Source organism: Pseudochrobactrum albidum (assembly GCF_051851455.1).
In the GTDB taxonomy this organism is placed as follows: domain Bacteria; phylum Pseudomonadota; class Alphaproteobacteria; order Rhizobiales; family Rhizobiaceae; genus Pseudochrobactrum.
On the sequence record NZ_JBPVTR010000023.1, the window covers coordinates 65,067 to 81,680 of the forward strand.

General features: G+C 50.2%; 14 protein-coding genes. All 14 read left to right on the forward strand.

Annotation, left to right across the window (positions count from 1 at the left end; all coding sequences use genetic code 11):
* The first annotated feature begins 3 nt into the window (after positions 1-3).
* The gene (gene zapE / locus ACSTTO_RS09425) at positions 4-1,182 is read left to right on the forward strand and encodes a cell division protein ZapE (RefSeq protein ID WP_439272936.1); all 1,179 of its coding nucleotides are present in this window, start codon (positions 4-6) and stop codon (positions 1,180-1,182) included.
* A gap of 562 nt (positions 1,183-1,744) precedes the next feature.
* Positions 1,745-2,707, forward strand: coding sequence for a malate dehydrogenase (gene mdh / locus ACSTTO_RS09430; protein ID WP_439272937.1), 963 nt, complete (start codon positions 1,745-1,747; stop codon positions 2,705-2,707).
* 153 nt (positions 2,708-2,860) lie between these two features.
* Positions 2,861-4,057 carry an ADP-forming succinate--CoA ligase subunit beta gene (sucC, locus tag ACSTTO_RS09435; RefSeq protein WP_439272938.1) on the forward strand — a complete coding sequence of 399 codons (1,197 nt, stop codon included), beginning with the start codon at positions 2,861-2,863 and terminating at the stop codon, positions 4,055-4,057.
* 3 nt (positions 4,058-4,060) lie between these two features.
* A complete protein-coding gene (sucD, locus tag ACSTTO_RS09440; protein ID WP_439272939.1) occupies positions 4,061-4,963 on the forward strand; it encodes a succinate--CoA ligase subunit alpha in 903 nt (300 codons plus the stop codon).
* A gap of 270 nt (positions 4,964-5,233) precedes the next feature.
* Positions 5,234-8,227, forward strand: a complete 2,994-nt coding sequence (locus ACSTTO_RS09445) for a 2-oxoglutarate dehydrogenase E1 component (RefSeq protein WP_439272940.1) — start codon at positions 5,234-5,236, stop codon at positions 8,225-8,227.
* 154 nt (positions 8,228-8,381) lie between these two features.
* Positions 8,382-9,602, forward strand: a complete 1,221-nt coding sequence (gene odhB / locus ACSTTO_RS09450) for a 2-oxoglutarate dehydrogenase complex dihydrolipoyllysine-residue succinyltransferase (protein WP_439272941.1) — start codon at positions 8,382-8,384, stop codon at positions 9,600-9,602.
* Positions 9,603-9,701: 99 nt separating this feature from the next.
* Entirely contained in the window at positions 9,702-10,373 is a 672-nt protein-coding gene (locus ACSTTO_RS09455; protein WP_439272942.1) for a LysE family translocator, read from the forward strand.
* Positions 10,374-10,446: 73 nt separating this feature from the next.
* Positions 10,447-10,962, forward strand: coding sequence for a hypothetical protein (locus ACSTTO_RS09460; RefSeq protein ID WP_439272943.1), 516 nt, complete (start codon positions 10,447-10,449; stop codon positions 10,960-10,962).
* Positions 10,963-11,035: 73 nt separating this feature from the next.
* Positions 11,036-12,442, forward strand: coding sequence for a dihydrolipoyl dehydrogenase (gene lpdA, locus ACSTTO_RS09465; protein ID WP_439272944.1), 1,407 nt, complete (start codon positions 11,036-11,038; stop codon positions 12,440-12,442).
* 171 nt (positions 12,443-12,613) lie between these two features.
* The gene (locus tag ACSTTO_RS09470) at positions 12,614-12,841 is read left to right on the forward strand and encodes a hypothetical protein (protein ID WP_439272945.1); all 228 of its coding nucleotides are present in this window, start codon (positions 12,614-12,616) and stop codon (positions 12,839-12,841) included.
* On the forward strand, positions 12,831-13,766 hold the full coding sequence (gene xerD, locus ACSTTO_RS09475; RefSeq protein ID WP_439272946.1) for a site-specific tyrosine recombinase XerD: 936 nt from the start codon (positions 12,831-12,833) through the stop codon (positions 13,764-13,766). Before ACSTTO_RS09470 ends, xerD begins: the two co-directional genes overlap by 11 nt.
* A 134-nt stretch (positions 13,767-13,900) precedes the next feature.
* Positions 13,901-14,854: an acetyl-CoA carboxylase carboxyltransferase subunit alpha gene (locus tag ACSTTO_RS09480; RefSeq protein WP_439272947.1), complete on the forward strand. Its 954-nt coding sequence runs from the start codon at positions 13,901-13,903 to the stop codon at positions 14,852-14,854.
* A 281-nt stretch (positions 14,855-15,135) separates the two neighbouring features.
* On the forward strand, positions 15,136-16,332 hold the full coding sequence (locus ACSTTO_RS09485) for a hypothetical protein (protein WP_439272948.1): 1,197 nt from the start codon (positions 15,136-15,138) through the stop codon (positions 16,330-16,332).
* Positions 16,332-16,613, forward strand: coding sequence for a sulfurtransferase TusA family protein (locus ACSTTO_RS09490; RefSeq protein WP_439272950.1), 282 nt, complete (start codon positions 16,332-16,334; stop codon positions 16,611-16,613). The genes ACSTTO_RS09485 and ACSTTO_RS09490 overlap by 1 nt, the downstream gene beginning before the upstream one ends.
* The last annotated feature ends 1 nt before the right edge of the window (position 16,614 follow it).

The following is a 16,614-nucleotide window of genomic DNA, read 5'->3' on the forward strand; positions in this document are numbered from 1 at the left end:
TAAATGTCTTTCGATAAAGCACTTAAAGCCTATCCCAGCCTGTCTGAACGGTATGATTCTCTGGCTGCCTCCGGCGATATTGAGGCCGATCCCCAGCAAAGACTTCTGGCAAAACGCTTTGACAGCCTGATTGAAGCTATTTGTACCAAACGCCTTACCCGCAAATCCAGCGCCCTTGGCTGGTTATTTGGCAAATCAAAACAGGCTGCAGAACCGGTTAAAGGCCTTTACATTCATGGTGAGGTCGGCCGCGGCAAAACCATGCTGATGGATATGTTCTTTGAGCTTTTGCCGGTTGAGCGCAAACGCCGCGCCCATTTCAATGATTTCATGGCCGATGTGCATGAGCGCATCCATGCCCATCGTCAGGCCTTTAAAAACGGCAAAACAAAAATTGAAGATCCTATCCCGCCTGTGGCCGATGCTCTGGAAAAACAAGCCTGGATCCTGTGTTTTGATGAATTTACCGTAACCGATATTGCCGATGCGATGATCTTGTCGCGGTTGTTTTCCGCATTATTTGAGCGCGGTGTGGTATTGGTGGCCACCTCCAATGTGGCGCCGGATAATCTCTATCCAAACGGATTGAACCGGCAATTATTCCTGCCTTTTGTCAGTATTCTCAAAGCGCGTGTTGAAGTGATCAATCTGGATTCACGCACTGATTACCGCCTTGAAAAGCTCGATCGTCAGCCGGTCTATCTCACACCGCTCGGCGCTGACAGTGATGCAAAAATGGATGCGGCATGGCATGATCTTACAAAAGGGCATGAGAGGGAAGAAACAATCAGGGTAAAAGGCCGCAGCATTCATTTAAACCGCACATCGGGGGATTCGGTACGTGTTACCTTTGATGAACTTTGCGCTAGGCCGCTTGCTGCCGCCGATTATCTGGCCATCATGGCGCGGTTTCGTACCATGTTTATTGACCATGTTCCGGTGCTGGAACTTTCAAGACGCAATGAAGCCAAACGCTTCATCCTGCTTGTAGATACGCTTTATGATCACCATGCCCGCGTTGTGATTTCTGCCGCAGCCACTCCGGACAAGCTCTATAGCGCGCCAAGCGGCACCGAAGCCTTTGAATTTGACCGCACTGCCTCGCGCCTGTTTGAGATGCAGAGTGCAGAATATCTGGAAACATTTGAAAATGGCGATCCGCGCCAGAAAAACATTGCCTGAGCCGGAAAATATTACCCGAATTTGAAAAAATCGCTTTTAGCGCCTGTCAGGCCGTCGTCACAATATCGTGACGATTCTGATTTAAGGATTTTTGCGAAAAAAGAATCATTTGCTGTCTAATATAAGCTGTAACCCTGTATTTCACCTGTCACTGAGCCTGAAAACAAGCCGGCCTCCCCGGAGGCTCGCCCTGTTTTCAAACCAAGATACGCATAAAAACAAAGAGATAAGGCACAAACCCGCCTTGCAACAAACCAAAACTGCCTGAAAAAACAGAACAGATCATACAATGGCAGGGATAAAAACCAGCTTGAATTCCTGCTCTCTTTTGCCACAGCGAAAGGGTAAGTACGGAGGTTTTTGTCAAAATTGATTTACGTTTACGTAAGAACTTATTTAGCTAAACGATTGAAATCTTTAAATACAAATTTATTAGTTGAGTTATTTTGAAAACGGGAATATCGACCATACAGCGTAATGGCCTCTGCGGATAAGCCGAACGGAAAATCTGAACAGGGGTCTGGCTGTTTTAAATAGATTTTAGATCAGGGAAGAAACCAGCATGGCTCGCAATAAAATTGCCCTCATCGGTTCAGGCATGATCGGCGGAACACTCGCCCATCTGGCCGGCCTTAAAGAGCTCGGCGACATTGTGTTGTTCGATATCGCCGAAGGTATCCCGCAAGGCAAGGGTCTCGATATCGCAGAATCATCACCGGTTGACGGTTTTGATGCGAAACTGACCGGTGCCAATGATTATGCGGCCATTGAAGGCGCAGATGTTGTCATCGTCACCGCCGGTGTACCACGCAAACCTGGCATGAGCCGTGATGACCTTCTGGGCATCAACCTCAAGGTTATGGAGCAGGTCGGTGCCGGTATTGCCAAATATGCGCCGGATGCTTTCGTGATCTGCATCACCAATCCTCTGGATGCCATGGTCTGGGCATTGCAGAAATTCTCCGGTCTGCCGGCCAACAAGGTTGTTGGTATGGCCGGTGTGCTGGATAGCGCACGTTTCCGCTATTTCCTCGCCGAAGAATTCAATGTCTCGGTTGAAGATGTCACTGCTTTCGTTCTTGGCGGCCACGGCGATACCATGGTTCCTTCCAGCCGCTACTCAACCGTTGCCGGTATTCCTCTGCCAGATCTGGTCAAAATGGGCTGGACCACACAGGAAAAGCTCGACCAGATCATTCAGCGCACTCGTGACGGCGGTGCAGAAATTGTCGGTCTTCTTAAAACCGGCTCGGCTTATTATGCGCCCGCCTCTTCCGCAATTTTAATGGCTGAATCCTATCTTAAGGATAAGCGCCGCGTTCTGCCTGTTGCAGCGCATCTGAGCGGCCAATATGGCGTAAAAGACATGTATGTCGGCGTGCCGACCATTATTGGTGCAAACGGTGTTGAACAGGTTATCGAAATCCAGCTCGATAAGAACGAACAGGCCGCATTTGAGAAGTCTGTTGCTGCTGTCAAGGGGCTTTGCGATGCCTGCATCGCCATTGCGCCTAATCTGAAATAAGCTGCCACAACAAAGAATTCCGGATCATTCGGGGCACTTTTTCCCAAAGTGGCCCCGAACTGGTCTCTGAACTTCATATAAAAATCACGGAGCCTGTTTATCAACACAAGTTGCAAACACAGGTTTCAGGGCGCCTTAACAAAGGACAACCAGATGAATATTCATGAATATCAGGCCAAGCGCCTGCTCCACTCCTACGGCGCACCGATTGCCAATGGCGTGGCTGTTTACTCCGCTGAACAGGCTGAAGAATGGGCAAAGACCCTGCCAGGTCCGCTTTATGTGGTCAAAAGCCAGATCCATGCCGGCGGCCGTGGTAAGGGTAAGTTTAAAGAACTGCCGGAAGATGCCAAGGGCGGTGTGCGCCTTGCCAAATCCATTGAGGAAGTTGTTGCTAATGTTAAAGAAATGCTCGGCAACACGCTGGTAACCAAGCAGACCGGCCCTGCCGGCAAGCAGGTCAACCGTCTTTACATCGAAGATGGTGCAGATATTGAGCGCGAGCTTTATCTCTCAATTCTGATTGACCGCACTGTTGGCCGTCCGGCTTTTGTTGTTTCCACCGAAGGCGGTATGGATATTGAAGCGGTTGCGGAAGAAACACCGGAAAAAATCGTAACCCTGGCCATTGATCCTGCCAAGGGTGTGACCGATGAGGATGCTGCCAAGCTTGCCGATGCGCTGAAGCTTGAAGGCGAAGCCCGTGAGGATGGTCTCAAACTCTTCCCGATCCTCTATAAGGCATTCACCGAGAAGGATATGAGCCTTCTCGAAATTAACCCGCTGATCGTCATGACCAATGGCCGCCTGCGCGTGCTGGATGCCAAAGTATCGTTTGATGGCAATGCTCTGTTCCGTCATCCAGATATTGTGGAACTGCGCGATACAACGGAAGAAGACGAGAAAGAAATCGAAGCTTCCAAGCATGATCTGGCTTATGTTGCCCTTGATGGCAATATCGGCTGCATGGTCAATGGTGCCGGCCTTGCCATGGCAACCATGGATATTATCAAGCTTTATGGCGCGGAGCCTGCCAACTTCCTCGATGTCGGCGGCGGCGCTTCCAAGGAAAAAGTAACGGCTGCTTTCAAGATCATCACTGCTGATCCGGCTGTTGAAGGTATTCTGGTCAATATTTTCGGCGGCATCATGAAATGTGATGTGATTGCTGAAGGTGTGATTGCCGCCGTTAAGGAAGTCGGCCTTAAAGTTCCGCTGGTGGTTCGTCTGGAAGGCACCAATGTTGAGCTTGGCAAGAAAATCATCAACGAGAGCGGCCTGAATGTTATTTCGGCTGACGATCTCGACGATGCGGCGCAGAAAATCGTCGCAGCAGTGAAGGGAAATTGATCCATGTCCATTCTTGTAAACAAGGACACCAAGATTCTCGTTCAGGGTCTGACCGGCAAGACAGGTACTTTCCACACTGAGCAGGCACTTGGCTATTACGGCACCCAGATGGTTGGCGGTATCCACCCTAAAAAGGGCGGCGAAACCTGGCAAGGCGCCAAAGGCGAAACCCTGCCGATCTTCTCAACCGTGGCTGAAGGTAAAGAGCGCACCGGTGCCAATGCATCTGTGATCTATGTGCCGCCGGCAGGTGCCGCTGATGCGATTATTGAAGCTATTGAAGCGGAAATCGGCTTTATCGTCTGCATCACCGAAGGTATTCCGGTAATGGATATGGTGCGCGTGAAAGAACGTCTGGAGCGTTCCAAATCACGTTTGCTCGGCCCGAACTGCCCGGGTATCCTGACCCCTGAAGAATGCAAGATCGGCATTATGCCGGGCAATATCTTCAAAAAAGGTTCGGTCGGCGTTGTTTCGCGCTCCGGCACATTGACCTATGAAGCTGTGTTCCAGACCTCCAATGAAGGACTTGGCCAAACCACCGCTGTGGGTATTGGCGGCGACCCTGTCAAAGGCACCGAATTCATTGACGTTTTGGAAATGTTCCTGGCCGATGATGAAACCAAGTCGATCGTTATGATCGGTGAGATCGGCGGCTCGGCTGAAGAAGATGCAGCCCAGTTCCTGAAAGATGAAGCCAAGCGCGGCCGTAAAAAGCCAATGGTTGGCTTTATTGCCGGCCGCACCGCACCGGAAGGCCGCACCATGGGGCATGCCGGCGCGGTTATCTCCGGCGGCAAGGGCGGCGCTGAAGACAAGATTGCAGCAATGGAAGAAGCCGGTATTCGCGTTTCTCCGTCACCTGCACAGCTCGGCAAGACACTTGTGGATGTTCTCAAAGGGTAATTTGCCCTTTGAGAACATGATCACAGGGCAGTTTGTCCGGACTGAAAATGACAAGGCAGGCGCATAAAACACCCTGCCTCTAAAAAGCCCGGTTCGTAGCCCATGCCCCGAACCGGGCACTTTGAAATAAACTTATGCCCGTTTTTGTCAGAAAAACAGCTGCAAAGCGCAGCGTCTGACAAGAGCAACAGACCAGTAACTTAAAACGGGACCGGAAATCTTCCGGTATGGCCGGTATAAGGAGACGGAGTGGATACTCCGGCAAGGACAATGGCACGGCAAGAAGAAGCCAATGACGTTTTCGCCCTGACCTCGTTTCTCTATGGCGGCAATGCCGACTATATTGAGGAACTCTATGCTGCATATGAAACCGATCCGAATTCGGTGAATGCAGAATGGCGCGATTTTTTTGCAAATCTCGGTGATAACCGGCAGGATGTAATTGAAAACGCCCGTGGCGCATCCTGGGAAAAAAGCAACTGGCCTGTAACACCAAATGATGAGCTCACATCGGCTCTCGACGGAAACTGGGCAGAAGTTGAAAAACACATCACCGACAAGCTGAAAGGCAAAAGCAGCAAGGCCGGCGCAGCGCCAGCCCTGTCAGAAGCCGAGATCACACAGGCAGCCCGCGACAGCGTGCGCGCGATTATGATGATCCGCGCCTATCGTATGCGCGGCCATTTGCATGCCAATCTTGATCCGCTTGGCCTTTCTGAAAAACCAAATGATTATAATGAGCTGGCACCGGAAACCTATGGTTTCACACCGGCTGATTATGACCGCAAGATCTTTCTCGATAATGTGCTCGGCCTTGAATATGCAACCGTGCGCGAAATGCTTGATATTCTCAAGCGCACTTATTGTTCAACACTAGGTGTTGAATTCATGCATATTTCCGATCCGGCAGAAAAGGCCTGGATTCAGGAGCGCATTGAAGGAGCCAATAAAAGCATTGCTTTCACACCAGAAGGCAAAAAAGCCATTATGTCCAAACTGATTGAGGCGGAGGGCTTTGAACAGTTTATTGACGTAAAATATAAAGGTACCAAACGCTTCGGCCTTGATGGCGGGGAATCGCTAATTCCGGCGCTGGAACAGATCGTCAAGCGCGGCGGCTCCATGGGTGTCAAGGAAATCATTCTGGGCATGGCGCATCGCGGCCGTCTCAATGTGCTTTCTCAGGTTATGGGCAAGCCGCATCGCGCTATTTTCCACGAATTTAAAGGCGGTTCTTACGCACCCGATGATGTGGAGGGTTCAGGCGATGTTAAATATCACCTCGGCGCTTCGTCTGACCGTGAATTCGACGGTAATGAAGTGCATCTGTCGCTGACAGCAAACCCTTCTCATCTGGAAATTGTCAACCCTGTTGTCATGGGTAAGGCGCGCGCCAAGCAGGATCTTCTTGCCGGCCGCACCCGTGATGAGATAGTGCCGCTTTCCGAACGTGCCAAGGTGCTGCCATTGCTGCTTCACGGTGATGCGGCTTTTGCCGGTCAGGGCGTTGTGGCGGAATGTCTGGGGCTTTCCGGTCTGCGCGGCCACCGCGTTGCCGGTACGGTTCATTTCATCATCAATAACCAGATCGGCTTTACCACCAATCCGGCCTTCTCACGCTCGTCGCCTTATCCTTCCGATGTTGCCAAGATGATTGAAGCGCCGATTTTCCACGTCAATGGCGATGATCCGGAAGCGGTGGTTTTTGCGGCGAAAGTCGCAACTGAATTCCGTCAGACCTTCCACAAACCGGTTGTTGTAGACATGTTCTGCTACCGCCGCTTTGGCCATAATGAGGGCGATGAGCCTGCATTCACCCAGCCTTTGATGTATAAGGAAATCCGCAAGCACAAAACCACCGTTCAGATTTACGGGGAAAAACTGATTGCAGAAGGCCTTCTGACACAGGCTGATATTGACCGGATGAAAGCCGACTGGCGTGATAAGCTGGAAAAGGAATTTGAAGCCGGACAGAATTACAAGCCAAACAAGGCTGACTGGCTGGATGGTGCATGGTCAGGCTTGCGCACGGCAGATAATGCTGATGAACAGCGCCGCGGTAAAACCGGTGTGCCGTTAAAAACCCTCAAGGAAATCGGTAAGAAACTCACTGAAGTTCCGGCTGGTTTTAATGTTCACCGCACCATTCAGCGTTTCCTTGATAACCGTGCCAAAATGATCGACAGTGGTGAGGGTATTGACTGGGCAACGGCTGAATCACTGGCTTTCGGCTCTCTCGCCCTGGAAGGTCACCCAATCCGCCTGTCCGGTCAGGATGTGGAGCGCGGCACCTTCTCGCAGCGTCATACGGTTTTGTATGATCAGGAAAATCAGAGCCGCTATATCCCGCTGAATAATCTGCAAAAAGGACAGGCAATTTACGAAGCCATCAATTCGATGCTCTCGGAAGAAGCTGTACTTGGCTATGAATATGGCTATTCGCTGTCCGATCCGCGCGCGCTTGTGATGTGGGAAGCCCAGTTTGGTGATTTTGCCAATGGTGCGCAGGTTGTGTTTGACCAGTTCATCTCATCGGGTGAGCGTAAATGGTTGCGCATGTCCGGTCTGGTTTGCCTGCTGCCGCACGGTTTTGAAGGTCAGGGTCCTGAACATTCATCGGCGCGTCTGGAGCGTTATCTGCAGCTTTGTGCGGAAGATAATATGCAAGTGGCCAATGTCACCACACCGGCAAATTATTTCCACATTCTGCGCCGTCAGATGAAACGTGACTTCCGCAAGCCGCTGATCATGATGACGCCAAAATCCCTGCTGCGTCACAAACGTGCCGTTTCATCACTAAACGAACTGTCAGGAGACAGCACATTCCACCGCCTGTTGTGGGATGATGCGCAATATCTGAAAGATCAGCCGATCAAGCTGCAGAAAGATGCCAAGATCCGCCGCGTTGTCCTGTGCTCGGGTAAAGTCTATTACGATCTTTACGAAGAGCGTGAAAAACGCGGTATTGATGATATTTATCTATTGCGTGTGGAACAGCTCTATCCGTTCCCGGCCAAGGCACTGATCAATGAATTGTCCCGTTTCCGTGGTGCGGAAATGGTATGGTGTCAGGAAGAGCCTAAAAATATGGGCGCATGGTCGTTCATTGAGCCTTATCTGGAATGGGTTCTGGCACATATTGATGCAAAATATCCGCGCGCCCGCTATGCTGGCCGTCCGGCTGCCGCATCGCCAGCAACAGGGCTGATGTCCAAGCATCTTGAACAGCTTGCAGCTTTCCTTGAAGATGCACTCGGTTCCTGAAGTTCCAATTCTGTGCCCTGCTGAAAAGGCAGGGCACACCAACCTTAAAATTTACGCCGGAAATATAAAATATTAACGGCTAGGATAAATGAAATTAACTGCGTATCAGCGCCGTTCCATCTGACAAGATTAAAGACCCAGGGAAGATAAAACCATGGCCACCGAAATCCGCGTTCCCACCCTCGGGGAATCCGTCACAGAGGCAACCATCGGCAAATGGCTCAAAAAAGTCGGCGACACTGTTGCCGCTGACGAACCATTGGTTGAACTGGAAACCGACAAGGTTTCCATTGAAGTTCCATCACCTGTTTCCGGCGTTCTTACCGAAATTGCCGCTCAGGAAGGCGACAATGTCGGCCTTGATGCCCTGCTCGGCCAGATTGATGCTGCAGGCGCCGCTGCAACGCCTGCACCGGCCGCTCCTGCCGCACCGGCTGAAGCACCAAAAGCTGCAGCCCCTGTTGCAGCGCCTGCGGCTAGCTCCTCCATGCCGGCAGCACCTGCTGCGGCTAAACTTCTTGCAGAAGCCGGCCTGAATAATGATCAGGTTGAAGGCTCTGGCAAGCGTGGTCAGGTTCTCAAGGGTGATGTGCTGGCTGCCCTTGCCAAAGGTACGGCTCCTGCATCAGCCGCACCCGCGCCGGCAGCTCGTCCGGCTTCTTCCGGCGATGATGCATCCCGTGAAGAACGCGTGAAAATGACCCGTCTGCGGCAAACCATTGCCCGCCGCCTGAAAGATGCACAAAACACCGCCGCCATGCTGACCACTTACAATGAAGTGGATATGAGCGCGGTGATGGATCTGCGTAAGCGTTACAAGGATATTTTTGAGAAGAAACATGGCGTCAAGCTCGGTTTCATGGGTTTCTTCACCAAAGCTGTCACCCATGCCCTGAAAGAAATTCCTGCTGTTAATGCTGAAATTGACGGTACTGACATCATTTACAAGAATTTTGCCCATGTCGGCGTTGCCGTTGGTACAGACAAGGGGCTTGTGGTTCCTGTCGTGCGTGATGCCGACCAGATGTCAATTGCCGAGATTGAAAAGGAAATCGGCCGTCTGGGGCGCGCTGCCCGTGACGGACAGCTTTCCATGGCGGATATGCAGGGCGGCACTTTCACCATCTCTAATGGCGGTGTTTACGGCTCGCTGATGTCTTCGCCGATTCTGAATGCGCCGCAATCGGGTATTCTCGGCATGCACAAGATTCAGGAGCGTCCGGTTGTTGTTGGCGGTCAGATTGTTATCCGCCCGATGATGTATCTGGCTCTGTCCTATGATCACCGCATTGTTGACGGTAAAGAGGCGGTAACCTTCCTCGTACGCGTGAAGGAAAGCCTGGAAGATCCGGAACGTCTGGTTCTCGACCTGTAAACAACAGAAGAAAAGCGCTGCCTTATGGCGGCGCTCTTTTCTGCTCTATTCTTTTCGGGCCTCAGGGCTCTTTCTTTTCATAATATCGCGGAGCCTCTCATGCAGTATGTGATCGAGTTTGCCGGTCTTATGGCAGTATTCGTGATCCTGCTCATAGCGCCCGGTGCTGATTTTGCATTGATCGTGCGTCAGAGCATTGTGCATGGACGCCGTGCAGCCTTTATCACCAGTCTGGGCATTGGCACTTCGCTGATGTTCCATATTTCCTATACAATTCTGGGTATTGGCCTGATTGTTTCCCAGTCGCTGTTTTTATTTTCATTGATCAAATGGGCTGGTGCAGCCTATCTGTTTTATTTGGGTGTAAAAGCCCTGCGTGAAAAACCGCTCAAAGCTGCCGATGCAGAACAAGCCCTGCAAACCGGTGAAGCAGAAGCGGCCATATCAGCCAATATTCATACAACGGCAATTTCAGCAAAACGCTGTTATACAATGGGCTTCATCACCAATGCGCTGAACCCGAAAGCGGTTTTGTTCTTTCTCTCTTTGTTTTCATCACTTGTCAGCCATGAAACACCGGCACTTATTCAGGTTATTTACGGTCTGCTGATGACTGTTATTGTGCTTGGCTGGTTTGCTGTTGTTTCTCTGTTTTTTACCTTTGAACCGGTGCGCAAACGTTTTTTTGCATTGGGCAGCTGGTTTAATCGCGTAACTGGTATGGTATTTATCGGATTAGGAATTAAACTTGTCAGCCAGCAGGCACATTAAGCCTTGAATAATGTGTTGCTTCAGTCAGAGTTTAACCGCCCGCAAAAGGGAAACAATGATTACCGGAACAATCATGCTGAAACAGACCATTGCCTGCCTCGCCGCCTGTGTTTTTCTGACAGGCCCAATCGCGGTTGCCAGTGCAGCCTGCATGCAGAACCGCGCTGTCTATACGGATAGTAATCAGAATTACACACTCACCTTCAGCCCCTCACAAAAGGAAGATGAGCTTTCTTCCAGCAGTTTTGTCATTGTTTCCAATCAGACACCGGAATTTAAATTACAAGGCAATGTGCAATGGAGTGAGGGTTCTTCCCGCCCTACTGCCATGATCACCTATAATTGCGCCGGAGATGAAAATGCGGAAGAGGAAATAGATGATTGTACCATCTGGCAGGGTATTGTTTATGCTCTCAAAGATGGCGCTGATGCAGAATTATTGCCGCACAATGATGAGCCGGCTGCTGCTGCCATCCTGTTTCCTGATTTTGTCAGCATGCTTGACAGTTACGATTTTGGTCAGGCCACCCCGGCCGAACCCCTGAACTGGGACGTGTTTCGCTTTAAGGCCTGCACACCCGAAGAATGAAATATCAGCCCTGCCCGTCATGCAGAAATCCCCCCTGTCTGACCGGATAAATAAGCGTTAAAAGGATTAAGTAATGTCTTATGATGTCGTTGTCATCGGTACCGGCCCCGGCGGTTATGTTGCCGCTATCAAAGCTGCCCAGCTTGGCCTGAAAGTGGCAGTCATTGAAAAACGCAGCACATTTGGCGGCACCTGCCTCAATGTCGGCTGTATCCCTTCAAAAGCCCTGCTTCATGCTTCTGAAGTCTTTGCTGAAAGCCAGCATTCTTTTGACGCGCTCGGTGTTGAAATCGGCACACCCAAACTCAACCTGGAAAAAATGCTGGAGCATAAGCTCACCACCGTTAAAGCCAATACTGCCGGTGTTGAATTTCTGTTCAAGAAAAACAAGATCGAAGCTTTCATCGGCACTGGTAAAATCCTTGCTGCCGGCAAGGTTGCGGTAACGGCCGAAGACGGCTCGGTTAAAGAGCTGGAAACCAAAAATATTATTATTGCAACCGGATCGGATATTGCCGGTATCCCGGGCGTTCAGGTGGATATTGATGAAAAAGTCATCGTTTCTTCCACCGGCGCACTGGAATTTACCAAAGTGCCTGAAAAACTGATCGTTGTTGGCGGCGGCGTGATCGGTCTGGAACTTGGTTCCGTATGGTCGCGTCTTGGTTCAAAAGTAACTGTCATCGAATATCTCGACAAGATTCTCGGACAAATGGACGGCGAGGTTTCCAAACAATTCCAGCGTATGCTGACCAAGCAGGGTATGGATTTCAAACTGAGTGCCAAAGTAACAGCCGTTGAAAAATCCGGTAATGGTGCCAAAGTAACTTTTGAACCTGTCAAGGGTGGCGAAGCCGTTACTCTTGAAGCCGATGCCGTGCTGATTTCAACCGGCCGCCGCCCTTACACCGATGGTCTGGGTCTTCAGGAAGCCGGCATTGCGCTTGATGAGCGCGGCCGTGTTGCCATTAACGATCATTGGCAGACCAATATTGCTGGTATCTATGCCATCGGCGATGTGGTGAAAGGCTCGATGCTTGCCCATAAAGCCGAAGATGAAGGCGTTGCTGTTGCAGAAATTATTGCCGGCCAGAAAGGTCATGTCAATTTTGATGTGATCCCAAGCGTTGTCTACACCCAGCCGGAAGTGGCTTCTGTCGGCAAAACCGAAGAAGAGCTGAAAGCTGCCGGAATTGAATATAAGGTTGGCAAATTTCCCTTCACCGCCAATGGCCGTGCACGTGCCATGCAGCACACAGATGGTTTTGTGAAAATTCTTGCAGACAAGACCACAGACAAGGTTCTGGGCGCTCATATTCTTGGCTACAATGCCGGTGAAATGATCCATGAACTGACTGTTCTGATGGAATTTGGCGGCTCTTCAGAAGATCTGGCCCGCACCTGCCACGCTCATCCGACCATGTCTGAAGCTGTTAGGGAATCGGCTATGGCTACCTATGATAAGCCAATTCATATGTGATAAATTTATGATCCGTGATTGATATGATCGAAAGACCCGGTTTTAACCGGGTCTTTTACTTTGAAAAAACATAAATTTCTCTTGGCAGATCCGGTTAGGCTTTATTGAGAATATCAGGGCACAATAGCGGATAAGAAGTTTTTCTGAACAAGCAAGAGCACGATTGAAAAAATGCCGACCCTTAGCCGCCTCATTCTTATTCTGGCTATAACAGCCGCTTGCATATATGGCGCAATGCTGGCGCTTGTGAAAACTGTCACGCCGGTAACATCAGAAATTATTGTGCGGGTTCCCGCCCAGAAAATGCTGAAACAACCAGATAATAATATTCCTGTCAGCGCAGCCCCTGCACCAACACCCTATACAGACGGAGAACCGGAGGCAGAAGATGCAGAATAATCTTTCCGGCCATGCGGCAATTGATGCATTTCTGGAAATGATGAGCGCGGAACGCGGAGCGGCAGAAAACACCCTGGAATCCTATCGCCATGATCTGGAAACTGCTGCGCAATTCTTAGCGCAGCGCAACAAAACTTTGGTAACAGCCCAATCGGAAGATATTAAAGCCTGCCTTGATGATATGAATATTCAGGGTTTTGCCTCTGCCTCGCAGGCGCGTCGTCTTTCATCATTACGTCAGTTTTTCCGCTTTCTCTATACAGAAGGCATGCGCAAAGATGATCCGACCGGTATTGTTGACGCACCGAAGAAAAAACAGGCACTGCCCAAAATCATGAGTGAAGACGCAGTTTCAAAACTGCTGAAACAGGCAGAGGCAGAAGCCCGGCCACAAGATGATATGAGCAGCTATTTTAATGCTGTACGGCTGCATGCGCTGCTTGAACTGCTCTATGCCACGGGTATGCGGGTGAGTGAGCTGGTCAGCCTTCCAGATAAGACTGTGCGCAGCAATCAGCGTTTTTTGCTGGTGCGCGGTAAGGGCGCAAAGGAGCGTATGGTGCCGTTATCTGTCAAGGCGCAGAATATATTGCAGCTTTATCTGAATTTACGCGACAGGGTTCCCGAATGGCAGGATAATCCGTGGGTGTTTCCTGCACGATCAGAAAGCGGCCATTTGGCGCGGCAGGTCTTTGCGCGTGATCTGAAGGCTCTGGCAGCACGTGCGGGCATTCCGTCATCTGCTGTATCGCCCCATGTGTTACGCCACGCTTTTGCCAGCCATCTTTTGCAAAATGGTGCGGATTTACGTGCAGTGCAGCAATTATTGGGCCATTCGGACATTTCTACAACACAAATCTATACGCATGTGCTAGAAGAACGGCTGCATCAGCTGGTTACAATGCATCACCCGCTTGCCCAATGATGCTATGCCGTTTAAGAGAAATATATTCGGCAGATAGATTTTTCTGTCAGACAATCTATATAGGACAGATAAAACCATTTCACAGGCTTTACGGTCTGATGGTTTAAGTCTCCGGAGCGTAATAGTCAGGTCATATGTATAATTACCTTGATTTCGAAAAACCCGTCGCCGATCTTGATGGTCAGATTCTCGAACTGAAAAAACTGTCGCAGGAAAGCGGCAGTGTTGAAATGAGCGATGAAATACGCCGGCTTGAAAAGCGATCAAGTGATGCGCTGAAGGATATTTACCGCAAACTCACCCCCTGGCAGAAAGTGCAGATTGCCCGCCATCCGGATCGCCCGCATTGCCTGGACTATGTGAACCGCCTGTTCACGGATTTTACACCTCTTGCCGGCGACCGTAATTTTGCTGAAGATCAGGCTATTCAGGCTGGTTTTGCCCGTTTTAATGGCATGCCCGTTGCCATTCTCGGCCAGGAAAAGGGCAATGATACCAAAACCCGTCTGAAACATAATTTCGGCTCTCCCCGCCCTGAAGGCTACCGCAAAGCCATCCGCATCATGGAACTGGCTGATCGCTTCAAGCTACCGGTCATCACTTTTGTGGATACTGCCGGCGCCTATCCCGGTGTCAGCGCCGAGGAGCGCGGTCAGGCCGAGGCTATTGCCCGTGCGCTGGAAGCCAGCATGAAATTGCGGGTACCGGTTATTGCCATTATCATCGGTGAAGGCGGATCGGGCGGCGCTATTGCCATTGCGGTCGCCAACCGTGTTTATATGCTGGAACATGCTATCTATTCGGTTATTTCACCGGAAGGCGCAGCCTCGATTTTGTGGCGTGATTCGACCCGTGCCAAAGATGCGGCCACCAATATGCGTATTACGGCACAGGATCTGCTTGAACTGAAAATTATCGACAATATCATTCCTGAACCGCTTGGCGGTGCGCATCGCGGCAAAAATGCTATAATTGACGCAACCGGTGAAATTATCGCCTCTGCCTTGAAGTCATTGGAAAATATTGACGGTGACACATTGCGGCAGGAACGCCGCCAGAAATATCTGGCGATGGGGCGCAATCTCTAGATTTAAAAACAAACTGTAAAACCAAAAGCCGCATTAATATGCGGCTTTTTTCTTAAAATATTTCCGGTTCAGGCTAATGGAAGAATTTTTCAAAACAGGCCTCATCCGCGATATGGCCAGACCTGATCAAATATGTAAATATTATCCCGCACTATCTATCAACACTTTATCAATCATAACCAACGATACTGTCAGGCAAACGACCTGCTGCAAAAAAATTGCCTTTTTGCTATTTCAGGGTAATTTATTCCAACTCTTGCGTAATTGTACCGGTGGCATGCATGAAACTGAGAACTGCAATTTTTGCTTCACTGATCGCAACCGTGGCTTTGGCCGGTTGTCAGGGTTCTGTTTTTGATGGTGTTAATGCAAAAGCCGAACGTGAATTACCCGCCAAAATTCAGGCAAAAATCAAAGCCAAGGGCATGAACAAGAATGCACCGGTTATGGCGCGTATCTTCAAGGAAGAAGGCGTGCTGGAAATCTGGAAGCAAAAAACCAACGGCCGTTACGATATTGTTGCCACATATGATATTTGCAAATGGTCAGGCAAGCTTGGCCCTAAATATGTTGAGGGTGATCGTCAGGCGCCAGAAGGCTTCTATTCGGTGACGGCCGCGCAAATGAACCCGAATTCACAATATTACCTGTCTTTTAACCTTGGTTTTCCCAATGCCTATGACCGTGCCAATGGCCGCACCGGCCAGCATTTGATGGTGCATGGTGCCTGCTCTTCCGCCGGTTGCTATTCCATGACCGATGAAAGCATGTCGGAAATCTATGCTTTTGGCCGTGATGCCTTTAAAGGCGGACAGCGTGAATTTCAGGTTCAGGCTTTTCCTTTCCGTATGACGGCAGCCAATATGGCACGCTATAAAAATGACCCGAATTATGAATTCTGGGCCATGCTCAAACAAGGTTATGACCAGTTTGAAATTACCAAGGTACCGCCAAAAGTTGATGTTTGCGGCAAACGCTATGTCTTTAACCAGAACTTCCCCGGACAGCAAAATCTTTCCCCAACAGCGGCCTGTCCGCCAATGTCACAGCCGGAATCCATCCAGTCTGCCTATTCTGATTACAAGAAAACCTATGATGCCGCTTTTTCAAGCGCATTGATCAAGACATCTCAAAAGAAACCCGCACCATCAATCATGGGCATCAATGAAGCCAGGCTGGTATCTGACTGGAGTGCACGCCGCGCCCGTGGCGAGAAAGTCTCCCGCACACCACCGTCATTGAGCCCGGCATCAAGTGAAACACCAGGCGCGCCTGATATTGCGGCACCAAGTGCGCTTGCGCAAAATGCACCGAAAGCCGCAAGTCAGCCTGTGGTTGATCATAATGCAACAGCCTCAATCAACACATCTGTGCCTGTGCCCCAGGCACAGCCCAATGCTGCAAATAGCGCACCACTTGCCACAGAATCCACAGTTGCAGAGAAAAAAACCCTCTGGAACAGAATGACCGGTCAGTAATGCCACAGTCTGATACAATATTGTTTTTTGATTTCAAGGGGCTGCAATGCCCCTTACCTGTTTTGAAAACACGGAAAAAACTGCAGAGTTTAAACACAGGTGCCTTAATAAGGGTAGAAACCACAGATCCGCTCTCGCCGCTTGATATTGCCCATTTCTGCCAGAGCGAAGGCCATGATTTGCTGGAGCATAACACGCAAGGGCGCATCTTCCGGTTTCTGATCCGCAAGGGGAAAACCTCTCCTGAAAAGCCCAATTTTCCTGCAAATCTCAGCATCTGAG